This window comes from Arenibacter sp. F20364, from assembly GCF_023015905.1.
Lineage (GTDB): Bacteria > Bacteroidota > Bacteroidia > Flavobacteriales > Flavobacteriaceae > Arenibacter.
Genome location: NZ_JALKBD010000002.1, coordinates 231797 through 254709, shown reverse-complemented (window position 1 = coordinate 254709; position 22913 = coordinate 231797). Strand labels below are relative to the sequence as shown.

Here is a 22913-nt window from a genome sequence, read left to right as displayed (position 1 = left end):
TTTGGACATATTTGAGGCTATTATTCTTGCCATTATTGAAGGTATAACCGAGTATTTACCGGTTTCTTCAACTGGACACATGATTATTACATCTTCCTTTTTTGGTATTGCACAGGAAGATTTTACCAAATTATTTACTATCGTTATCCAATTGGGCACCATACTTTCAGTAGTGGTACTGTACTTTAAACGATTCTTCCAAAGCATCGATTTCTATTATAAACTTTTGGTCGCTTTTATTCCTGCGGTGGTCCTGGGCCTACTCTTAAGTGATGTAATAGACGCCTTACTGGAGAGTCCGCTTGTAGTGGCCTTTTCCTTGGTCATTGGGGGATTGATCCTTCTTAGAGTGGATGAGTTATTCGGAAATTCCGAGAACACCGATATTTCATATGCTACGGCTTTTAAAATTGGACTCTTCCAGTGTTTGGCAATGATTCCTGGTGTATCCAGAAGTGGCGCCAGTATTGTTGGGGGCATGACCCAAAAATTATCTAGGACAGCAGCAGCGGAATTTTCATTCTTTCTAGCATTGCCAACCATGTTGGGGGCCACACTTAAAAAAAGCTATGATTATCACGCTGCTGGCTTTACCCTAACCTCCGAACAAATAAATCTACTGATTATAGGCAACGTCGTTGGGTTTATAGTGGCACTATTCGCTATTAAGACTTTTATTGGGTACTTAAGCAAACATGGCTTTAAAATTTTTGGCTACTACAGAATCGTAGTGGGTATTGCCATTATTGTCATACATTATTTTATAAGCCCACTAACCGTAATTTAATGACAAAAGAGAATTTTTTAGAGGGGCAGGTATTATTAATAGACAAACCACTTGGTTGGTCATCCTTCCAGGCTGTTAATTCCTTAAAATGGAAAATCAGAAAGAAGTTTCAGCTAAAAAAAATTAAGATAGGTCACGCCGGGACCTTGGATCCACTGGCGACAGGATTATTACTTATCTGTACAGGAAAAGCCACCAAAACCATAAACGAACTACAGGGGCAAGAAAAAGAATATACAGGAACTATTACCCTTGGCGGCACAACCCCTTCCTATGATCTGGAAACGGAAATAAACGAAAACTTCCCCACGGATCATATTACCAATGAATTGATCCACAGCACTACTGCCCAATTTATTGGGGATATAGAACAAATTCCACCCGTTTTCTCCGCTCTAAAAAAAGACGGCAAAAGACTTTACGAGTACGCAAGGGAAGGGAAGGAAGTGGAGATAAAAAAAAGAGGGGTCACCATCACAGAATTTGAAATTACCTCTGTAGAACTGCCAATGATACACTTTAGGGTCGTCTGCAGTAAAGGCACCTATATTAGGTCTTTGGCCCATGATTTTGGGAAAGCTCTGCAAACCGGGGCCCATTTATCATCGTTGAAAAGAACCAAAATAGGTGATTTCAACGTAAATAATGCCATAACCCCCGAGGAATTTGGTAATTTACTGCAAATCGACAGTTAAAACTTCGAAATTAAAAGTGGTAACCTAACCGTTCGTCGATAATTTGAAATATTTTTGATAAAACGTGGTTATATCACTATGAATTTAAACCGTAAACAGCTTTCTTTTTTAATAACTTTCTTTTCCATGGCTTTGGTGGTGCTTAGTTTATACAACATCCACTTGGGGCAAGAAGAAAAAGAAGAGTACGTTATTGAATTAAGCCTGCTGGAAGAGGAGGATCTGGAAAAGCAAATTGAGGAAGAATTAAAGGAAATGGAAGAAATGGCCAAAGCCGATCCCATTAAAAGTCATATGGCCTATAACGAGGCCAATAAACCAAGTTTTGGCAATCCTGAACCACTAAAAACCCTAGAGGAAATATTGGAGGAACAGGAATTGTCCTCTGATAGTGATGACCCAACGGACTATCTTAGCTCCGACTCCGAATATGCCGCTAGAGTAAAAGAATTGGCAAAGAGAAGAAGGGAAAAACAACAATTACTGGGCGAAAAGGAAGCCAACAAAGAAGTAATGACCAACAATTTGGCCAAAAGACGGACTTCTATTTCGTACTCTTTGGTAGACAGAAGACATACTAACCTACCCATTCCCATTTATACCTGTATAGAAGGGGGTAAAGTGGTCATTAATATTAAGGTCGACCCATTAGGCAAGGTCCTCGAGGCCTATGTAAACAAAAAAAGTTCCAGTACGCTCAACGGTTGCCTTGTGGATAATGCCATTGAATACGCCTTAAAATCCAAATTTAATACCGGGGAGAAGGCTGAACAAATGGGCACTATTACCTACTTATTCCAAGAAAAGTAAAGATAATAGGTCGCTCACCGTATTTTGACCCTTATCCTTATTGTACCAGAGCTGTAAGTCCTGTTTAAATTCTGCTGTCAACTTCCCATATATTCTTTTGTGATCCTGCACCATATTGGCAGCAATAGAGGGTCGTGAACCCCATTCTCCAATCACCTTGCCCGTAGCATCATCAATGGAAATCAATTTTGGAATGGCCATAGCGCCATTGGACAAAAACTGCTCCATTAATTCTAGGTTTTCATCACGCAATACCAGTTTCAACGAAATATTCTGATTTAAATCCGCTATCTTATTCATTACAGGTAAAGTTTGGGCGGCATCACCACACCAGCTTTCCGTAAGTACCAACCAGGTAATTTTTTTAGACACCTTTTTAATTTCGGATTCGGAATCGGCATCGATCTGAATGGTCTTGTCCAAACGCTTCATCCGTTGATCGTTCAGTCGTGTATAATTGATAACCTCTTCACTTTGCAAAGGCCCTGTAGATTTTCCCTCCAAAGCCAAATCGGAAATCATTTGCCTGTAATCCCCATAACCCATGGACAACTTAAGTCCTTCCCTAAGCAATTCACCTTTGGTTTTCTGTGCAGTTTTTTCCATAAATTTCAATACTATTTAAGCCAAAATTAACCCTTCCAAGGCCAACAGTGGGTAACAATAGTTACATTAGTAGCTTTACTTTCGCAATGCTTACACAACTCCTAAATAATCGGAAATCCTAGTGATTCAAGGCTCTTTTTTTGATCATTCCGCCTTTAGTATCATTTATACTGTTCATTACAACAAAGGCATTGGGGTCTATCTTTTCCAGCTCTGTATTTAATTTACTAATCTCCAATCTTGTAATTACGGCATAAATAATGTCGTACTCATTATGTACGCCACTTCTTCCATAACCACCATGCCCCTTATATATGGTAAGCCCCCGGCCCAGTTTTTCCGTAATCATGAGTCTGATCTCCTCACTGCGGGAAGATATAATGGTAACTCCGGTATACTCCTCGATTCCATCAACCACAAAATCCAAAGTCTTTGAAGCTGATAAATAAGTTAACATAGAATACAGTGCTGTTTCCAAAGAAAGGAAGTATGCAGCAGCCAAGAATATAATAATATTAATCACTATAATATTATCGCCAATTTTAGTCCTTAATTTTCTACTCAAATAAATGGCAAGCACCTCGGTACCATCCAACACACCACCACCCCTAATGGAAAGTCCAATTCCGGCTCCCAGAAAGAAACCTCCAAAAACCGCGACTAAAAGTTTGTCTTCGGTCACTTCTGGAAAGTGTACCGTTGCCAAAACAATGGACAGGCCAAAAATTGCCAAAGACGCCTTAATTGCAAATTGCTTCCCTATCACCTTAAAACCAAGAAATATAAATGGAATATTGACCAGAATAATCAGTATATATAAGGGTATAGATGAAATTTCAGAAATTAAAAGTGAAATCCCCGTAGCCCCACCATCAATAAAGCTATTGGGCAATAAAAAACTTTCCAAACCAAAAGCAGCAGAAAAAATCCCAGCTATTATAAATAGAATATCGTGTATGTCCGCAAAAATTCCAACCCTAAACCTTCTGGATTTTTTCCAATAGGAATATAGGTTGGATTTAAAGTCATGACTTTTTTTCTTTTTATCTGGCATATTTTTTTATTAAGATAAGATTTAATTATCGCAAAAACATATCACAAAAGGCCTCCCCAGATACATTTGCAAAATGTTTAAAGAAAACGAATTGCGCAGTTCCAGAACCGTGAAATTAAAAAATCCAATTCTAATATTGGAAATCCCCTCCTTCATAACTCAAATTAATTTGCAGCCAAAAGTTGTAGCCTAAGGTTATGATGGCAATATACTATCTTTGCCGAGTGATTTACCCCTTACAATGAAATATCTGCTCCAAATTTTCATATGCTTTTTTTGTTTTGACGGACTTCACGGTCAAAGTGAAATAGACAAGACATTGCGGAAGTTCAACAAAAACAGTGTACCATATATAGTGGCGGAAAAATTAGCAGTTGGCAACCAATTCCTGCTCCTAGATACCAGGGATAAAAGGGAATTTAAGGTAAGCCATCTTGCAAAAGCAATATGGGTCGGCAATAGGAAATTTGACACTGAACAAATTACATCCGTGATTCCCAATAAAAATACACCTATTGTCGTCTATTGCTCTATAGGGGTTCGCTCTGAAAAGATCGGGGAAAAACTTATAAAAAAGGGATATAAAGAAGTCTACAACCTATATGGCGGTATTTTTCAATGGAAAAATAAGAATTATCCAGTATATAACTCCATTGGAAAAGAAACAGATAGAGTGCATGCCTACAATAGGCATTGGGGTAAAATGTTGAACAATGCCACTAAAGTTTATGGCCATACAAAACAAAAAGACTAAATATTGACATCACCTAAAATCTACAAACTGCCATTAAGTGTTGGAATCGGACATGGAATCCCAACAAATTCTCCTTTTCTATACCACAATTAAGTAATGAATATAAACCTATAACGACCATTAAGACCAAGTCCGTTAAAATTGGAAAAATAATATATAGATTATATGACCCACCCCAAAGACTTACTTATAATATTTACGCGTAACCCTGAACTAGGCAAGTGCAAAACTAGATTGGCAGCTACGGTGGGTGATCTGGCGGCCTTGAATATATATAACTTTTTACTTGATCATACCAAGAATATTACCAAGGGGTTAAATGTGACAAAATGGGTGTGTTATTCCGATGACATTTGGGAAGATGATCTATGGGACAACCAAGTTTACGAAAAAAAAGTGCAATCGGGAAATGATCTGGGAGAGCGCATGGGCAATGCCTTTAAGGACGGATTTAATGCAGGCTATGAGAAAATTATTATCATTGGCAGTGATATGTACGATTTAAATGAAAATGATTTACTGGAAGCCTTTAATTTCTTGGGGCATCGTGATTATGTCATTGGTCCCGCTATTGATGGCGGCTATTATTTACTGGGGATGAATGTCTATAACCCAGCTCTTTTTAACAATAAAACCTGGGGCACTGATACTGTATTAGAGGCTACATTACAGGATTTGAATAATGAAAACCACGGTCTGCTAGCTCCTAAAAATGATATTGACTATTTTGAAGATATCAAGGATATTGAAATCTTCCGAACCTTTTTAAAAAATTGAAATTATATGACGGATAAATTACTAAAGGAATCTACCGATTATTTAATAGGAAAGGGATTTGAAACCCCAGAAATTGGCATAGTCCTGGGAACAGGCTTGGGCAAATTGGCAGATGAAATTGAAAATCCGATAGAAGCGCATTACAACCACATTCCCTATTTTCCTTTGGCTACGGTAGAATTCCATTCCGGTAAATTGATCTATGGATTCTTGGAAGGCAAAAAAGTTGTGGTAATGCAGGGCAGGTTCCACTTTTATGAAGGCTATGATCTTTTAGACGTTACCTACCCTATTCGTGTAATGGAAAGGCTAGGGATAAAAAAGCTATTCATCTCTAATGCTGCCGGAGCCATAAACCCCGATTATAAAAAAGGTGACATGATGCTTATCGAGGACCACATCAACCTTCAAGGCGGGTCTCCCTTGGCCTTTAAAAACGTAAGCCAATTTGGAGAGCGTTTTACAGATATGAGCGAGCCCTACGACATTCCAATGCGCAGAAGCTTGGAAAAAATAGCCAAAAAAGAAGATATATCCCTCCAAAAGGGAGTGTACGCCTCCGTTGTAGGACCGCAACTGGAAACCAAGGCTGAATACAGAATGTTAAAAATTATTGGCGCCGACGCCGTAGGAATGAGTACCGTGCCTGAAGTGATCGTTGCCAATCACTTAAAATTGCCCGTAGTGGCCGTATCCGTTTTAACGGACGAATGCGACCCAGACAATCTTAAACCGGTCAACATAGCAGAAATAATTGAAATTGCCAGTAAAACAGAACCCAAAATGATAACACTGTTTAGGCAACTACTTAGGGAAGTGTAATTTTCAGTAGCGAGTGGCTAGGAAAGATAATTACATAACTGACATAAAATTTTAATCGAATAGAAATGAGTTATTTACAAGCAACAAATGAATTATATAAAGATGCAGCACTAACCCCGGATGTCGGGCTCTGTTGCACCACCAATCCCATTTGGCAGTTCCCCGGCCTGTCCATTCCCAGAATTATGCAGGATATGAACTACGGTTGTGGAAGTACGGTTTCTGCCCAGGATTTGGCAAACAACCCAAAGGTCCTATATGTAGGGGTCGGGGGCGGAATGGAGCTGTTGCAGTTTTCATATTTCTCAAGACAAACGGGCGGAGTTACAGGAGTTGATGTTGTTGATGAGATGTTGGAGGCTTCCAGAGAAAACTTCAAAATAGCGGAACAGGAAAACCCTTGGTTTAAAAGTGATTTTGTCAACCTTGTTAAAGGGGATGCCCTACATCTACCTATTGAGGACGAAAGTATTGATGTTGCCGCACAGAATTGCCTATTTAATATCTTTAAGACGGAAGACTTAAAGAAAGCGGTTGCCGAAATGTATCGGGTACTAAAACCCCATGGCAGATTGGTTATGAGCGACCCAATATGTGAGCAGCCTATGAACGAAACCTTACGTAATGACGATAGGCTAAGGGCCCTTTGTTTAAGTGGAAGCATCCCGTTGCAAGAGTATGTAAAGGTATTGACGGATGCCGGTTTTGGAACCATTGAAATCCGGGCGAGAAAATCGTACCGCGTTCTCTCCCCCAATCAATATCCTACAGAAGAATTGATCTATATTGAATCTATAGAAATTGCCGCCATTAAAGATCCCATGCCTCAGGATGGGCCCTGTATATTTACGGGAAAAACAGCTATATACTACGGTAATGAAGAATATTTTGACGACAAAAACGGTCATGTGCTAATGCAGAATCAGCCCTTGGCGGTATGCGATAAAACAGCATCTGCCCTAGAGAAAAGCAATGACGAAATTCATATAAGCAACAGCACTTGGCATTATAATGGCGGAGGTTGTTGTTAACGCAAACTTGATGTAAGGTTTATGTATTTGACCATACTAATTATAGGTAAATAAAGTTCTATGCACCTTAAATTATCCATAGTATTGATCTTGCTTTTAGCAATCAGTATTTCCAGTTATATTCCTTCTCCAAAGTATAATGAAGATTTTACTCTGGATATTGTTTTGCCTTTAGATCATTCCGATTGGGACAAATTGCTTAAAAAACATGTAACCAAGTCGGGAAATGTTGACTATAAAGGCTTTGCCCAGGACATTCCAGCATTGGAGCAATACTTGGACTATTTGGCGGAAAACGGTCCTAACGACCAGGCCCCAAAACCTGAAAAATTTGCCTATTATATAAACCTTTACAATGCAGCCACGGTAAAACTTGTTTTGGACAACTATCCTATCAAAAGTATTAAGGACATAAGAAATCCGTGGGGGAAAGACATTGTGCAAATGGGAGATGAAAACATTTCTTTGGGCGACCTGGAACACAAGATACTGCGCAAAATGGATGAACCGCGCATTCATTTTGCCATTAACTGCGCCTCTTATTCCTGTCCCAAATTATTGAATACGGCATTTACAGCTGCCAATCTTGAAAAGCTGTTGGAGCAAACGGCCATCGATTTTATCAATGACCCAAAAAGAAATGTACTATCAAAGGAAAAAACTTCCTTATCACAAATTTTTAATTGGTACAAAAAAGATTTCACCGAAAATGGTTCCTTGGTAGATTATATCAACAAATATGCTACTCAAAAACTGACTGCCAATACCAAAATAAGTTATTTGAACTATAACTGGGGATTAAATGAAACCGAGTAATTCCAGAACTCTTAGTGTCATAATCCCTACGCTCAATGAGGCCGCCTATATTGGCAATTTGTTGGAGTATTTGAAAGCGAATAGCTGCCCAGAGAATATTAAGGAAATAATTGTAGTGGACGGAGGCAGTACCGACGCAACTATACCCTTGGCAAAAACTTTGGGAGCAAAGATCCTTTTCACAGAAAAGGGGCGTGCCAAACAAATGAACAAGGGAGCGGAATTGGCCACCGGCGAGGTGCTTTACTTTCTACATGCCGACACATTTCCGCCGAAAAACTTTGACCATTATATTCTAAATGCAGTACATAACAAAATATATTCGGGCTGCTTTAGAATGAAATTCGATACCTCTAAAAGGTTTTTAAGATTCTTCGCTTGGTTCAGCAGATTAAATAACCGACTATGTAGGGGCGGTGATCAATCTTTATTTATTCTCAATGACCTGTTCCTAAAGACTGGTGGCTTTAATGAAAAGTATCTTATCTACGAGGATACAGAATTTATTGGACGCCTTTATAAAACATCAAAATTCAAGGTATTGCCCCAACATGTAGTAACCTCGGCCAGAAAATATGAAAAGCTTGGAACAATTAGGTTACAATATCATTTCGGTATAATCCATCTGAAGAATTTACTGGGTTTTGGGCCTGACCAGTTGTACCGCTATTACAAAAAAAACATTGCCTCTTAAATACCTCTAATTTTTATTGTCAAAATCCAACATCACCCCTTCTGAAATCCATTTCGCCAGGGCTTGTCTATTATCAGGATCCAAGATTCGTTTTTGATCCTTTTTGTTTTTAATATTCCCAATTTCTATATAGGCCATGGCCGGTAGTGTATTTTTAACTAAATACAGTCCACTACGATCACCAAAGGTACCCTCATAGTTTCTGTTAGGTTGATATTGTCTGTATTTTTTCAAAAACGTCTCGTGGATACTTTCAGCCAAACGCTTGCCGTTCTTACTGTTCTCATGATGATAGAAAAACACGTCTATATTCTGCCCCCTGCTGCGGCTATCAACATGGGTCACTATTAGGCGTTGGTATTTCCCCGTATTTTCCAAATAAAGCTTGTTCACTATATCTACACGTTGCTTTAATCTCATTAATTGGTTCAAAGGTATTTCTTCATTGGGATAGGCCACCTCGTCCCTATCTATTTCCAAAATACGCTGATCCCTTATACCATCATTGGAATCCCTGATTATAATATAGGTCTTGGCCCCATGGGATATAAGCTCCTTAGCCAAACGCAGGGTAATGTCGTAAGCGTATTCGTCTTCTGCTATGATTTTTCCCTCATATTTTTCAATAGCACCTGGATCCGGCCCGCCATGACCTGAAATCAAATAATAAATGGCACCCTGTAACTTATTGCTCTTTATCTCTGTGGAAGCGTAATCCTTACCAAAAATATCGTCATTGAGCATATTGGATACCGCCTTAATCTCTGTAGCCTTCTTTTCAACGGATTCCCCTATGGAAACAGTATCCACTGGTACGGGAGGTATAATGTATTCCCTTCCTTCATAAAGGTGCATACTATCCCGTAGATTATCTTGATTAAGATCAACAAAATGTCCGTAGTGCCTAACCGGGTTCATGCCTTGCTTTCTGAGAATGGAATAAATACCATCTCCCCTTTCCGCGATTACGGTTTTAACGGACGTTTGGGCAATTAAAGGAAGCCCTATTAAAGCCACCATCCACGATAAAATAAAAGTTCTCATTACAGACACCATTCAAATTTCATACAAATATTATCAAAAATACTGCCCAATTCCAAGAACAATCAAAAATGAAGGAATTCTTGGATCGTTTAAACCTAAATTTCAGGTCAAAGACCGAACGCTCACCAAAAATTGGGCGGTGAAGAATAAATCTGAAAATGCCTTTAGTGAATCCCGTAGAAACTCTTGATCACCTCTTGTGCCGGTTTATTCTGAGGGGTAAATCGGTTGTCATTTAGTCCGCCTGCTTTTTCATGATCAATAAACCATTTCCAAACAAATCCGCCTGCAAACCAATCTTCTTTCCAAAATTCTTCAAAAATGGCCTTGGTAGCATTGGCCTGGGCCTCAAGATTCACATCGTCCTGACTATGATCTACCAACCAAGGTTTCTTTGCCGTATAATTATTGCTCCTATAACCGTATTCAGTAAAGATTATGGGTTTGTTTGTAGCCAAGGACAAAGATCTTATTTTCTCTTTGTGCGGTTGCCACCCCTTTCTTAATTGCTCAACACTTGGGGTTTTTTCATCACTCAGAGGAAAGTAGGCATCTATCCCTACAAAATCCAAATCTTCCCAAAACGGGGTTCGCCCATATTCGTCCCAATTGGCCGCATAGGTAAGTTTCCCTTTGTAAACACTCCTAATCTTTTTGATCAGTTCGGTCCAATATCCCGGTCTGTGGCTAACAAATTGCTCCAACTCGGTCCCGATACAAAATGCGTCGGCCTTAGTTTCTTGGGCTAGAGAGGCATAAGCCATAATAAAATCGTGATAAGAGGCCTCCAAAGCCCTCCATTTTTCCTCGGAATTCATCTTTAAATGGCCGGTAAATGCTCCTCTGGAAATCCAAATCTGAGGTTTCAACATTACTCTTAAACCATTCTGGTGCAAAATGTCTATGTATTGTCTGGCACCGGTCTTCGTTTCACCGAACCATTGCCTTGAGGTGTCGAAAATTATTTCTGGAGAGCCAGCATCCCTAATAAATCCAAAGGGCATAACCGCAGCGCATTTGGCATTTATTTTCCTGACAGCATCCACATGTTCCTGGACTACCTTTTCGCGAGAGGCCACAAAACTTACCCCATTGAATTTCTCCATTGCCTGACCACTACAACCAAGTTGCAACAGTAATAAGAAAAGAAGTCCTAATTTTTGCATTTACAATGAATTACAGCTCTAATTTAATCCTTTTCTTGTTCATTATAAAAAATAGCCGGTCAACCCGTGTTAAATGTTGGTTATCGGCTATAAAAATTAAGGCTTTCCAATTAATTGCAAATAAGATCAAACAACCAAAGGCCACTTCCTAAGAAACAAGTTTAGATTTCATTAGCTTTGCCATTAATTTAACTATCATTGACGAGTGGGAAGTAAGAATAAGCTGAAGCGATTCAAGGAAAATGAAACTTTTGGGAATGTAATTCAACCCAACAGGGAAGAAATTACAAATGGCACATTTTCTTTGAAGGGAAAATGGAATGAATTCTTCGGCAATGACAATCCTCTAGTTTTGGAATTGGGCTGTGGCAAAGGGGAATATACCGTTGGAATGGCCAAGCAAAACAAGAATAAAAATTTTATTGGTATCGATATAAAGGGAGCCCGATTTTGGCGTGGAGCCAAAACGGCCATTGAGGAAAACATGTCCAATGTAGCCTTCTTGCGCACCCAAATAGAACTGATAGACGGACTTTTTGCCGCCGATGAAGTTTCCGAAATCTGGATTACCTTTCCAGACCCCCAAATAAAATATAAACGTACCAAGCATAGACTTACCAATGAGGTATTTTTGGAAAAGTATAAATTGATCTTAAAAGATGACGGGGTGGTTAATCTAAAAACCGATAGCGAATTTATGCATGGATATACCTTGGGCCTGTTACACGGTAAAGGATTGGAAGTACTATATGCCAATCACGATGTATACAAAAATGAAGGGAGCCCAAAAGAAGTTCTGGAAATACAGACTTTCTACGAAAAACAGTATCTTGAGAAAGGAAAACCAATCACCTATATCAAGTTTAGAATACGGTAGGCCATGGAACATTTACTCACCCTTTTTTTTGCCACCTTTTCAGCCGCATTTATGGCTACCGTCCCTCCAGGTCTATTGAATATGAACGCCGCCAAGATAAGTGTGGAAAAGGGCAAGACCAACGGTATTATATTTAGTCTTGGGGTATCCACCATGATTATTATCCAGGCCTATATATCTGTAATGATTTCCAAATTTTTATTCAAAAATCCAGAAATTATAGACCTGCTCTTAAAAATAGCCCTAATTGTCTTCGCTTTTTTTGCCGTCTACTTCTTTGTCAAAGCCAAGAAAAAGAAACGGAATCGACCTAAAATAGTCAAGGTTAGCAAGAAAAATAGTTTCTTTAAAGGGATATTGCTAGCCGCATTAAATTTATTGACCATACCCTATTACAGTGGGCTGAATGCCATGTGGAATGCCTCCGGTTGGATAAAATTTCAGTTCCGCGATATTGCCACCTTTATTCTTGCAGCTGGCTGCGGCACCTTTACAGTTCTCTATCTGTATACGGTCTATTTCACCAAATTGGAAACCAAGAACAATAGATTTTCAAAGAATTCCAATTATATCCTAAGTGCCTTAATGATGCTGCTTTTGGTGATTACCTTAATTAGAATTTTCTATACCTGATGAAACCCGAAAACGAGAACTTCTTTGAAAAAGTTTATGGGGTAGCCAGACAAATACCCTTTGGCCGAGTTACCTCTTATGGTGCCATTGCGAAATATTTGGGTACTGCCAGAAGTGCCAGAATGGTGGGCTGGGCCATGAATGGTGCCCATAAAGTTGGGGATATCCCCGCTCATAGGGTGGTTAACAGAAAAGGGCTTTTAACAGGGAAACATCATTTTGAAGGCACCAATTTAATGCAGCAATTATTGGAAAATGAGGGCATCAAGGTAGTGGACAATCAAATTGTTAATTTTGATGTTCATTTCTGGGATCCTTGGCAGGAGTTAAAGTAAACTACCTCGGGGCAAGCCCGCCTGAACGGGTACAGGCAGGTAGGTTTTAATCTCGATTATAGAATAAATTCCTTGATTACAATTGCCAATAATTTGGAATTCATCAAAGCATATAGAGGATACTTATTGCCTTATTTTACTTTTCAATTCCCTTCCTTCCTAATCTCGCTCCTAAGCCCTATCTTTGTAATTTAGAATCAGTTTTAATAATGACTGAATAAGAATGGATTAGGATGAAATTAGATAAAAAAGACATACTTAAAGCCCTTGAAAACATCACTGTCCCTGGAGAAGGACAAAATATGGTGGAGAGTGGCGCGGTTAAAAATATCATGGTTTTTGGAGATGAGGTAGTTGTTGATATTACCATTTCGAACCCAAGTTTGCAGGCACGAAAGAAAACCGAGGTAGAAATTTTAAAGGTGATACACGACAAGGTGTACAACAAAGCCAAAATTACTGTAAATGTAAAAGTGGATGCCCCCGCTGCCAAGCCAAAGGCAAATGAGATAAAAGGTAAACCCATCCCAGGGATCAAAAATATTATAGCCGTCGCTTCCGGAAAAGGAGGGGTAGGAAAATCCACGGTCACGGCAAATTTAGCCGTAACCTTGGCTAAAATGGGGTTTAAAGTAGGACTATTGGATGCGGACATTTATGGTCCGTCCATGCCTATTATGTTCGATGTTGCACAGGAAAAACCCTTGGCCGTAAATATTGAAGGAAAATCCAAAATGAAGCCCATAGAAAACTATGGTGTAAAACTCCTATCGATTGGCTTTTTCACCCAACCCAATCAGGCGGTGATTTGGAGAGGCCCCATGGCTGCCAAAGCGCTTAATCAAATGATTTTTGATGCCCATTGGGGAGAACTGGATTTTATGCTACTGGATCTTCCTCCAGGAACGGGGGATATACATTTGAGCATCATGCAATCCTTACCCATTACGGGTGCCGTGGTAGTAAGTACCCCACAGGAAGTGGCATTGGCAGATGCCCGTAAGGGAGTGGCAATGTTCCAACAAGATTCCATTAATGTGCCGGTGTTGGGTATCGTAGAAAATATGGCGTATTTTACACCAGAGGAACTACCCAACAATAAATATTATATTTTTGGGCAAGAAGGGGCCAAGCATTTGTCAGAGGATTTAAATGTTCCTTTTTTAGGGGAGGTACCTTTGGTACAAAGTATTAGGGAGGCAGGTGATGTAGGCCGGCCGGCGGCGCTGCAAACGGCAACCGCAATTGAAACCGCTTTTGAGGAAATTACAAGAAATGTAGTTCAGGAAGTGGTGGATAGAAACAAAAGTTTACCTCCAACGGAGGCTATTAAAATAACTACAATGGCAGGTTGTTCGGCTGTTAAAAAGAAGTAATTATGACATCGATTGAACTTAAAAACAACGTTGAAAAGGCATTGGAGGAAATCCGTCCTTTTTTGCAAAGTGATGGGGGGGATATCTCCCTCATTTCCATAGACAATGACAATTCCGTAAAAGTAAAATTGGAGGGCGCCTGCGTAGGCTGTTCAGTAAACCAAATGACCCTTAAGAGCGGGGTTGAAATGACCATAAAAAAATATGCCCCCCAAATACAGGAGGTTATAAATGTTGGCCCCTAACCTGATCAATATCATAATCTATTCTCAATTCCTTTTTTAGCTTTGCAGCTATTTTAAGTTCTTTTTTCCATGATTAAAACAGATATTCTAATTATCGGTGCAGGCCCAACAGGTCTTTTTGCGGTTTTTGAAGCAGGCCTGTTGCAGCTTAAATGCCATTTAATAGACGCCTTACCACAGGCAGGTGGGCAATGTTCCGAAATATACCCAAAAAAGCCCATTTACGATATCCCAGGATTCCCAGAGGTCTTGGCAGGTGATCTGGTAAATAACCTTATGGAACAGATAAAAGCGTTCCAACCCGGATTTACCTTGGGGGAGCGGGCCAATACCATAGAAAAATTGGAAGACGGCACCTTTTTGGTAACTACCAACAAAGGCACCAAGCACAATGCCCCAATCGTAGCCATTGCTGGCGGCCTTGGTAGTTTTGAACCAAGAAAACCCTTGATCGACAAAATCAAGGATTATGAGGATAAAGGTGTTGCTTATTTTATAAAAGATCCAGAAGTATATCGCAATAGAAGAGTGTTAATTGCCGGTGGAGGTGATTCTGCTCTTGATTGGAGTATCTTTTTAGCCGACGTTGCTTCAGAAGTGACTTTGGTACATAGAAGAAATGAATTTAGAGGAGCTCTGGATTCTGTAGAGAAGGTACAGTCCTTGAAAAATATTGGAAAAATTAACCTCATTACCCCTGCAGAAGTGGTTGGCTTAAAAGGATCGGGGAAATTGGAGGCCGTGGTCATCAATAAATCCGGTGAACAGGACGAAGAAATTATTAAGGAAATCGACGATTTTATTCCCTTGTTCGGGCTATCTCCCAAGCTGGGACCCATTGCGGATTGGGGATTGGAAATTGAAAAGAATGCCATAAAAGTGGACACTTTCGATTATCAGACCAACATTCCCGGAATTTATGCCATCGGGGACGTAAATACCTATCCCGGAAAACTAAAATTGATCCTTTGCGGTTTTCACGAAGCAACCCTAATGTGCCAAAGTGCCTACCAGCGTATTTTCCCGGACAAAAAATATGTTATGAAATATACCACTGTTGGCGGAGTATCCGGTTTTGATGGCAGCAAAAAAGAAGCCCCCAAGGCAGTAGTAAAGGCCATTGATTAAAAAAAACAACCAAATCCTAAAGTAAATCCCTTAAATTTGCTGGCTATTAGCAAAAAAGAATATTTCTGGCATGAGCGATGTTAAAATAAAAATTAAGGACAGGGATGGGGTTGTTCACGAGGTAGACGCACCCACGGATATGAATATGAACCTAATGGAAATAGTTCGTTCCTACGAACTTGCCCCGGAGGGAACCATTGGTATATGTGGTGGTATGGCCATGTGCGCCTCCTGCCAGTGCTATGTAGAGTCTGACCACCAATTGCCCGAAATGTCCGATGATGAGGATGCCATGCTTGCAGAGGCTTTCAACGTAAAGGACAACAGCCGCTTGGGTTGCCAAATCCATATTACCGAAGATTTGGAAGGTTTGGAAGTGGAGCTGGCTCCTGAGAGCTAGAAAGAAGTCACCTTATTTTATTTAGTGGTCTATCTCCTTTAAAACCTGGCAATAGCATTTAATTTGGTCTTCAGACTATTGTTTTTCATCCGCCCAATGGGCCATCATGATTATAGATCCGGCAGTGCCATCCATAGTAGGTTCATTGGTAGAATAGTCCCCAATATCATCATGGTATACCACAAATTTATTTTGATAGGCTTTAAATTCGTCCGGATTATCCATACGTAATCCCTTTAGGGAATTAAAAATTGAGGCGTAGACCGGACCATCCACCAATCCTCCGGCTACTTCTTTTTTCGTCAGTGCCCAAGTGCTGGTATGTACATCCAAAGGATATTCCCCAGTTTCCGGCATTTTGGTAAACATAGAAGTTCCCCATGGGTTTCTACCAAAAAGCCAATCCCGATGTTCTACCAAAAATTGGTGGTAACCTTGATCACCTGTCATTTTTTCATAAAGAATGCCCTGTGTAATTAGACTGGTAAGCAAATTATTGGAACACCAAATAAAAGGAACGCCAATATTATAGGCATTCTTGGATGCCCTCTTCAAATTATCTTCCAAACCACTTTTGTAATATCCGGCCAACGTATTTTGGAAATCCTTATCTACCTGGTCATATAGGGCAAAATGGCCCAAATTGACAAATGGATAATATTCATAATGTCCAACCGAATCTCTGGGCATCCAAGAAATCGTATTGGCCTTTAGCGCATACTCCTTGGCATCTTTCAAATAGCTACTATCACCCGTGCTTTTGTATAGTTCTGCGGCTCCCCACTCCATATCATCTGCCCAAGTCTTTTCTGAGTATCGATAAGGGGCCCCATATGAATTACCCTGCTGAAAACCTTCCTTCTCCTTCCCCAAATTATATAAAGATTTGGCGGCTGCCAAACAGCCTTTTGCAAAAATGGAATCCTTTACATCCCTTAGCCATATTCTTGCCGCCAAGGCCAGTGCAGCGGCAGAGCGGCCTGCTAAATTAGAAACCCCGCTGGCCTCACTTTTATACTTGTTAAGACCTTGAGGTTCTCCGGTCGCAAAATAAGCAACCCTATAACTATTCTTACCCCAACCGTAGTCCGAGCTGTCCTCATCCGGCATTTTCCAACCAATATGATCACGATCATCCGCAATCTGATGTATCAATTGATCGGATTCAGGGTGCAATTTCAGAATCCAATCCAAACCCCATTTGGCCTCGTCCAAAACATCTGCAATACCATTGGACTGTGGTTGGCCCAGAGCGTTTACGTGGTCCTCGAAAGCATCGGGGTATAATTCATAGGCCATTAACATATGGGCCGTGGCATAACTTCCTGTTATTAGATATTTAAGTTGATCTCCCGCATCGTGCCAACCCCCGGAAGCATTTACAAATGTTCCATCGGGCATTGGACCATATGCCGACCGCCCATCCCTTTGATGGCAGACCATATCAAAATAAGGATTATAACCGCATCTTTGTTGGCGCATAAACCCCAACAAAATCCCTGGTTTTTGCTTATAAACATCGTTCCCTATTTTAAAAAGATTGGAGCGGGATTTGGATTTTTTTGCCTCAATAAAGTAAGTCCCCTTGCTCCTAACATCTGAAAAATCCAGTTCATAATAGTATTCAAAGGTCCCCCAACCCTCCTGTTTAGATTTTTTCGGTCTTAAAGTAGCCACTACATTGTTGTTGTCATCGATTAAATGGAACACTTCACTTACCTTTTTATGTGAAAAAACAATTGCTGTTTTGTGTTCATCCAATAAATATCCCAACTGATTGATTCTAATAAAAGGGCCTTGAGTGATTTCATTGCCCATAAGTAATTGTCCCAGTGACAAAAACAAAAAAATTAATGGCTTCATAGGATGGAAGATTTAAAGCTTAAATATAATAATATTGCCTCTTAATTACTATCCAGTAAGCTTTCAATACTTTGCAATTGATAGCCCTTTTTTTTTAAATGTTCTATTAAGGTTTCCAATGAATAATACAGCTTGTCTGTTCGGGAGGGGGCTGTACCAATATGCATAAGCAGCAAAAATCCATTTAATCCAGTTTTATTTCGTTCTTCATATTGTATGATACTATGGAAAATTTCCTGGCTGGACCTATAGTTTTTCATTGCAGGGGTAGTATAATCCGCATGAGACAAGGTGCCATGGGTCATATTTACCAATAACAACCCCATATTCCCAGTCCATTTGGCAATACTATCGTTATACCATTCATAGGGAGGAAGAAAATAACGGGCATCCTTCTTTTCAATGCCAAATTCTTTCATTTTTCCATAATTTTCCAGAAGATCCTGTGTAAATTCTTCTTTTGAAACCAACAGGCTATCTCTTTGGGTCCAATCACAATACAAAAGGTGTTTGTTGGAATGTGCACCTAAATAATGACCATCTGCACGCAACTTTTTGATTGTTCTGGCAAATTTTGGATTACTGTAAAAGTTTCCCGTTAAGAAAAAGGAAGCCAACACCTTTTCCTTTTTAAGGAGCTTCTGAATATACTTGGCACCGTCCCCAAATTCATCACCTGTAAATATTAACGATAAGGCAGGACGCTTAATATCCCCCCTGACCAAAGCCCCTTTTAAATAAGAGAAATTTTCCGATTGCAAATCTTGAGCATTGCCGACCAGAATGCTACCGATTATAAATAAAGAATATAAAGTTATTCTCATAGCCTCGAATATTCCCTCTAAATCCTAGCCTGATAGGTAAATAGGTTATAGTATCGTCCTTCTTTGGCGATTAGTTCATCGTGGGTACCCTTTTCAGCAATTCGACCATTTTCTATTACCAGAATTTGATTGGCCTTTCTAATCGTACTCAATCTGTGGGCAATGACAAAAGTCGTCCTTCCCTGGGTCAGGGCGGCCAAACTTTTTTGAATCAAGGCTTCGCTTTCCGTATCCAGATTGGAAGTGGCTTCATCCAATATTAAAATTTTCGGATCGGCCAAAACTGCTCTAGCTATGGCAATACGTTGCCGCTGTCCGCCAGAGAGCTTTACGCCCCGCTCCCCGATCAGCGTATCCAGACCTTTTTCGAACCTATCTGTAAATTCATCTACATAAGCTGCCTTAACGGCACTTAGAACTTCTTCCTCGGTTGCATTGGGTCTTGGGAACATTATATTTTCCCTAATGGTACCTTCAAACAAAAATTCGTCCTGCAATACAACTCCCAGGTTTTTGCGATAGCTACTCAAATCAACTTTGGAAATATCTTGGCCGTCCACGGTAATGGTCCCAGAGAGGGGGTTTAGAAAGGTTGCCGCCAAACCGGCTATCGTAGATTTTCCCGAACCGGAACTGCCCACCAAGGCAACCACATTTCCAGATTTTACTTCAAAACTAACATTGTGCAATACTTCCTTATCTTCTTCATAGGCAAAGGAGACATCATTGAAGGCAATATCCCCCCTTATTTTTTCCAGAACAATGGTTCTTTCCTGTTCATTGGCTTCCGGTATCATATTCATTAGTTCTTCAGTACGATCCAAACCGGCAAGTGCCTCCGTAAGTTGACTTCCTATGTTGCTCATTTGCACAATAGGAGCGATCATGATGCCCAAAACAAAGGTGAACGACAGAAAATCCCCGAGACTCAAACCTTCATACATAATTTTATACCCTCCTATGCCCATGATTCCAGTAGTGGCAATTCCTATCAGAAACGTAGATGAACTTGTCATAAAAGCGGTTGCCGTAAGGCTCTTTTTTACATTTTGAAACAACAGCTCTACCCCGCTCTCAAAGACTTTAGTCTCCTGCTCTTCTGCATTAAATCCTTTAATTACCCTAATTCCACTAAGGGTTTCGGTCAGTCTCCCCGTAACTTCAGCATTTATTTTACCTCGATTTCTAAATATAGGTCGGATAACCTTAAAAGCCTTTAAGGCTATAAAAGCAAAAATGGCCAATGGAATAAACGTAAAGAAGGTCATTGATGGACTTATCCACAACATATAAACCAAGGCACCAATGGCCGTGATACTTCCACCCACCAATTGCACCAATCCTGTACCAATAAGGTTACGAACCCCCTCCACATCGGACATGATACGGGAAACCAAAGCTCCGGATTTTGCATTGTCGAAAAAACGGATCGGGAGCGACAGCACTTTCTTTTGTACCTGTGCCCTAAGCTCCGAGATAAGGTATTGGGCTTGGACACTCAAGATTTTGGTCAACAAAAAAGAGGTTACGGCGCGTACCAAAATTGACAGGATTACCAAACCGACCAAAATTTTAAGCATGTCCATATCCTTATTGGGAATAACCTCATCCATAAAATATTTAAGGGAGATAGGACCTACAAAATTTGCCGCATTACTTATAACGATCAAGAACAGACCGATAAAAACCAAATTGCGTCGCGGCCAAATTATTGTTTTAAAGGCGGTAAGAATACTAACTTTTTTATTGGACATTAGGAATCATATTTTTTATTGAGGAGATTTTTAAAGTGTAAATGTACTCAAAGTTATTAGTAGCTCAACCACAAGAAAATCTTCTGTTAAGCCACAACTGTGACCAGCAAGTTACTTTAAAAACAAGAAAATAGCCCAACCTTTGTGTCCAATTTCTTTTGAAAGAAATTACCGTTAATCAAAAATAGGAAGTACTACCGGATAAATTACATCTACAAATCTCTTATAGGCCTCACCAGAGGGATGCAGGCCATCCCCAGCTACCAATTCTGGATTGGACAATCCATTTCGGGTTATGTCCGTAATATTTAAAAAGGGCACTCCCTTTTGTAAGGCCGTGGATTCAGCAAAGGCATTATATGCATTAATTTCTTTGGATATTTTATCGGTATTACCAAATGAGGCAAAAGGAGTATAGGCATAATCCGGAATAGAAACTACCACCACATTTTTAGGGTTGCCATAGGCCAATTCAATGGCCCGCTCCAAAAGTTGTGGAAACTCTTTGGTATAAATTCTAAAGGGCCTACCTTGATATTGGTTATTTACACCAATTAAAAGGGTTACCAAGTTATAGGAAGCGTGTAAAGTCCCTCTGTTGAGGCCGTCCAACAAATTATCTGTTCGCCATCCGGTTACAGCAATAATTTCTGTATTAACTTCTACCTCAAGTCCCTGCTCCAATCTATCCTTTAATTGGATTGGAAAACTTTCAGCACTTGTAACGCTAGCTCCTATGGTATAGCTATCTCCCAGGGCCAAATAATTATAGGTCCCAGATTCGTTTAAATACGGTCCAGCTAATTCATTGTCAAGGGCTGAAGGCAGCTCAGTTTCCAAAATATCGTCCAAGGCAGGTTCAATAGCGGTCAATTCCCCTTCCTGGGAACAGCCAGTAAAAACAATAGCAAGGACAAATAATAAGGACAACCGCATCAAGGATGTTTTATAAAATTTACGTAAAATAGTGTTGAGAGGTTTTCCTGCCTAAAATCAATGGCGGTCAAATAAGTATCTGCCTACCTTCATGCTATCAAAACATAACAGTTTCAAAGATATGGGCTTAAGACATTCATTTAATAATAGTAGTTGTTAAAAGTAGTTTAAACCATTTTTGGAAAACATCCCTATCAGTTCTTGTTCCTTTTATAATTTCTGAACAATCTTAAGGAATAAGGAATTAAAATAAGCACTAGATTAATAATCAACAAATAGTAATATCCTTTCATATTGGTCTGTGTTTGTGTTTCTTATTGAGCTACTCCTTAATGATTATAATGGTGGCTTTGGATCCAGTAGATAAATTCCACATATTGGAATGTATCATTTTTCCTTCATCATCATATACATTTACTTGGGCCGTGTTGGGTCCTGAAGTACCTTGGTTTAGTGCCTCGAAATCAATTCTATTAAAACCCTTCTGCAAATCTAGGTTAATTCCTTTAAAGGAACCTGTTAGAAAAATATTGGGTTCCACCACTTTATCGTTGAGCAATATTCTCACCCTATCTCCATCTACATACTCATGGTCACGGCACACAATGCCCACGAATTTCCCGTTGCTCTTAATATCGCCCAAATACATATTGCCAAAAAAAGTAGAAGAACCCTCCTTTTCCTTTTCGTTAACTTTGGGATCTATTTTTAGGCCATATCCAGCCTGTACCAATTCCCTGTCCGGAAGCATCTTAATATTTCTGGCCGTTAGGGAGTCCCTGAGATTGGTAGTAGGTTTTAAGGTAATAATGGAAGGAATTTTCAATGCAGTCCCTTGATCGGGGTTTTCCCTAACCCCTTTGTCTCCTTCTATTTTAAAAGGATTGGTCGTGGGAAGGTCTGTTTGGGCCGTACCCAACTGCGAAATTAAAAATAGAATGCAAGTTAAAAATACTATTCTCATAAAACCGTTTGAGGTACCTAACAGATACAAAAATATCAAATACCTTGCCATGTGCCCCTAAAATGCTGTTAAATTCACAGTATAATAAAAAAAGTCGGTTTAAGCTTATACTTAAACCGACTTTTGTAATTAAAGCGGAGAATTTCCTAATTCTTGACCGTATCAACAGGCCGCAATTGGGCAAATTCGTCTCCTGTAAACAAACGGGACTTTATAACAAAGCGCAATCCCAACGGTATTTCTAGTGAAAAACTGGAGCCTCTGCCTTCGGTGACGTCCACAGTCAATTGGGTATGTTTCCAATATTCAAATTGATCTTTGGACATATAGAAAGCACAGTTTGCAACATCTCCTAGATAAACATCGGTTTCATTTAGCATTAATTCCCCTTTAGGAAAACACATGGGCGATGACCCATCACAACAACCTCCACTCTGATGGAACATTAGCTCCCCGTGCTGGGACTTTAGTTGCTCCAATACCTGCCTTGCATTTTCTGAAATCAATACTCTTTTGACCATA

Annotated in this window: 26 protein-coding genes; 16 read left to right on the top strand and 10 right to left on the bottom strand. The window is 39.8% G+C overall.

Features of this window, described 5'->3' with window-relative positions:
* Position 1: 1 nt before the first annotated feature.
* From MWU84_RS02575 to MWU84_RS02565, 3 genes are all read left to right on the top strand, one after another.
* Positions 2-787: an undecaprenyl-diphosphate phosphatase gene (locus MWU84_RS02575; protein WP_246897878.1), complete on the top strand. Its 786-nt coding sequence runs from the start codon at positions 2-4 to the stop codon at positions 785-787.
* Positions 787-1482, top strand: a complete 696-nt coding sequence (gene truB, locus MWU84_RS02570) for a tRNA pseudouridine(55) synthase TruB (protein ID WP_246897875.1) — start codon at positions 787-789, stop codon at positions 1480-1482. The genes MWU84_RS02575 and truB overlap by 1 nt, the downstream gene beginning before the upstream one ends.
* 78 nt (positions 1483-1560) lie before the next feature.
* On the top strand, positions 1561-2292 hold the full coding sequence (locus tag MWU84_RS02565; RefSeq protein ID WP_246897873.1) for a hypothetical protein: 732 nt from the start codon (positions 1561-1563) through the stop codon (positions 2290-2292).
* On the opposite strand, the gene MWU84_RS02560 is transcribed toward MWU84_RS02565, so the two are convergent.
* Together MWU84_RS02560 and MWU84_RS02555 are read right to left on the bottom strand one after the other, a co-directional pair.
* Positions 2275-2898 carry a thioredoxin family protein gene (locus tag MWU84_RS02560; RefSeq protein ID WP_246897871.1) on the bottom strand — a complete coding sequence of 208 codons (624 nt, stop codon included), beginning with the start codon at positions 2896-2898 and terminating at the stop codon, positions 2275-2277. The genes MWU84_RS02565 and MWU84_RS02560 overlap by 18 nt on opposite strands.
* A 118-nt stretch (positions 2899-3016) precedes the next feature.
* Positions 3017-3952, bottom strand: coding sequence for a YitT family protein (locus MWU84_RS02555; RefSeq protein WP_246897869.1), 936 nt, complete (start codon positions 3950-3952; stop codon positions 3017-3019).
* Positions 3953-4193: 241 nt separating this feature from the next.
* Between MWU84_RS02555 and MWU84_RS02550 the strand changes: the two genes are divergently transcribed.
* From MWU84_RS02550 to MWU84_RS02525, 6 genes are all read left to right on the top strand, one after another.
* Positions 4194-4706, top strand: a complete 513-nt coding sequence (locus MWU84_RS02550; protein WP_246897866.1) for a rhodanese-like domain-containing protein — start codon at positions 4194-4196, stop codon at positions 4704-4706.
* A gap of 165 nt (positions 4707-4871) precedes the next feature.
* Entirely contained in the window at positions 4872-5483 is a 612-nt protein-coding gene (locus MWU84_RS02545; RefSeq protein WP_246897865.1) for a TIGR04282 family arsenosugar biosynthesis glycosyltransferase, read from the top strand.
* Between the two features lie 6 nt (positions 5484-5489).
* Positions 5490-6305, top strand: coding sequence for a purine-nucleoside phosphorylase (locus MWU84_RS02540; RefSeq protein ID WP_246897862.1), 816 nt, complete (start codon positions 5490-5492; stop codon positions 6303-6305).
* A 65-nt stretch (positions 6306-6370) separates the two neighbouring features.
* On the top strand, positions 6371-7336 hold the full coding sequence (arsM, locus tag MWU84_RS02535) for an arsenosugar biosynthesis arsenite methyltransferase ArsM (protein ID WP_246897860.1): 966 nt from the start codon (positions 6371-6373) through the stop codon (positions 7334-7336).
* 60 nt (positions 7337-7396) lie between these two features.
* Entirely contained in the window at positions 7397-8152 is a 756-nt protein-coding gene (locus tag MWU84_RS02530) for a DUF547 domain-containing protein (protein ID WP_246897857.1), read from the top strand.
* The gene (locus tag MWU84_RS02525) at positions 8139-8846 is read left to right on the top strand and encodes a TIGR04283 family arsenosugar biosynthesis glycosyltransferase (protein ID WP_246897855.1); all 708 of its coding nucleotides are present in this window, start codon (positions 8139-8141) and stop codon (positions 8844-8846) included. The genes MWU84_RS02530 and MWU84_RS02525 overlap by 14 nt, the downstream gene beginning before the upstream one ends.
* Before the next feature lie 6 nt (positions 8847-8852).
* Here the strand turns inward: MWU84_RS02525 and MWU84_RS02520 are convergent, their stop codons facing one another.
* Positions 8853-9890 carry an N-acetylmuramoyl-L-alanine amidase gene (locus tag MWU84_RS02520; protein ID WP_246897854.1) on the bottom strand — a complete coding sequence of 346 codons (1038 nt, stop codon included), beginning with the start codon at positions 9888-9890 and terminating at the stop codon, positions 8853-8855.
* 164 nt (positions 9891-10054) lie between these two features.
* On the bottom strand, positions 10055-11056 hold the full coding sequence (locus MWU84_RS02515) for a glycoside hydrolase TIM-barrel-like domain-containing protein (RefSeq protein WP_246897852.1): 1002 nt from the start codon (positions 11054-11056) through the stop codon (positions 10055-10057).
* Between the two features lie 205 nt (positions 11057-11261).
* Between MWU84_RS02515 and trmB the strand changes: the two genes are divergently transcribed.
* The 7 genes from trmB to MWU84_RS02480 all read left to right on the top strand — a co-directional run bounded on the left by trmB (position 11262) and on the right by MWU84_RS02480 (position 16050).
* Positions 11262-11933, top strand: a complete 672-nt coding sequence (trmB, locus tag MWU84_RS02510) for a tRNA (guanosine(46)-N7)-methyltransferase TrmB (protein WP_246897851.1) — start codon at positions 11262-11264, stop codon at positions 11931-11933.
* Positions 11934-11936: 3 nt separating this feature from the next.
* The gene (locus tag MWU84_RS02505) at positions 11937-12566 is read left to right on the top strand and encodes a LysE family transporter (RefSeq protein WP_246897849.1); all 630 of its coding nucleotides are present in this window, start codon (positions 11937-11939) and stop codon (positions 12564-12566) included.
* Complete coding sequence (locus MWU84_RS02500; RefSeq protein WP_246897846.1) at positions 12566-12901, top strand: MGMT family protein; 336 nt, start codon at positions 12566-12568, stop codon at positions 12899-12901. The genes MWU84_RS02505 and MWU84_RS02500 overlap by 1 nt, the downstream gene beginning before the upstream one ends.
* 233 nt (positions 12902-13134) lie before the next feature.
* Positions 13135-14277 carry an Mrp/NBP35 family ATP-binding protein gene (locus tag MWU84_RS02495; protein WP_246897844.1) on the top strand — a complete coding sequence of 381 codons (1143 nt, stop codon included), beginning with the start codon at positions 13135-13137 and terminating at the stop codon, positions 14275-14277.
* A 2-nt stretch (positions 14278-14279) separates the two neighbouring features.
* Positions 14280-14522, top strand: a complete 243-nt coding sequence (locus MWU84_RS02490) for a NifU family protein (RefSeq protein WP_246897842.1) — start codon at positions 14280-14282, stop codon at positions 14520-14522.
* Between the two features lie 69 nt (positions 14523-14591).
* A complete protein-coding gene (locus MWU84_RS02485) occupies positions 14592-15650 on the top strand; it encodes an NAD(P)/FAD-dependent oxidoreductase (protein ID WP_246897840.1) in 1059 nt (352 codons plus the stop codon).
* Positions 15651-15720: 70 nt separating this feature from the next.
* On the top strand, positions 15721-16050 hold the full coding sequence (locus MWU84_RS02480; protein WP_031445582.1) for a 2Fe-2S iron-sulfur cluster-binding protein: 330 nt from the start codon (positions 15721-15723) through the stop codon (positions 16048-16050).
* Between the two features lie 75 nt (positions 16051-16125).
* On the opposite strand, the gene MWU84_RS02475 is transcribed toward MWU84_RS02480, so the two are convergent.
* The 6 genes from MWU84_RS02475 to MWU84_RS02450 all read right to left on the bottom strand — a co-directional run bounded on the left by MWU84_RS02475 (position 16126) and on the right by MWU84_RS02450 (position 22912).
* A complete protein-coding gene (locus MWU84_RS02475; RefSeq protein ID WP_246897838.1) occupies positions 16126-17913 on the bottom strand; it encodes a glycoside hydrolase family 9 protein in 1788 nt (595 codons plus the stop codon).
* Positions 17914-17954: 41 nt separating this feature from the next.
* Positions 17955-18737, bottom strand: a complete 783-nt coding sequence (locus MWU84_RS02470) for a polysaccharide deacetylase family protein (RefSeq protein WP_246897835.1) — start codon at positions 18735-18737, stop codon at positions 17955-17957.
* Between the two features lie 17 nt (positions 18738-18754).
* The gene (locus tag MWU84_RS02465) at positions 18755-20491 is read right to left on the bottom strand and encodes an ABC transporter ATP-binding protein (protein WP_246897832.1); all 1737 of its coding nucleotides are present in this window, start codon (positions 20489-20491) and stop codon (positions 18755-18757) included.
* 174 nt (positions 20492-20665) lie between these two features.
* Positions 20666-21427: an SGNH/GDSL hydrolase family protein gene (locus MWU84_RS02460; RefSeq protein ID WP_246897828.1), complete on the bottom strand. Its 762-nt coding sequence runs from the start codon at positions 21425-21427 to the stop codon at positions 20666-20668.
* 322 nt (positions 21428-21749) lie between these two features.
* Positions 21750-22391, bottom strand: a complete 642-nt coding sequence (locus MWU84_RS02455) for a hypothetical protein (RefSeq protein ID WP_246897825.1) — start codon at positions 22389-22391, stop codon at positions 21750-21752.
* A gap of 146 nt (positions 22392-22537) precedes the next feature.
* Entirely contained in the window at positions 22538-22912 is a 375-nt protein-coding gene (locus MWU84_RS02450) for a DUF779 domain-containing protein (RefSeq protein WP_246897821.1), read from the bottom strand.
* Between the last annotated feature and the right edge of the window lies 1 nt (position 22913).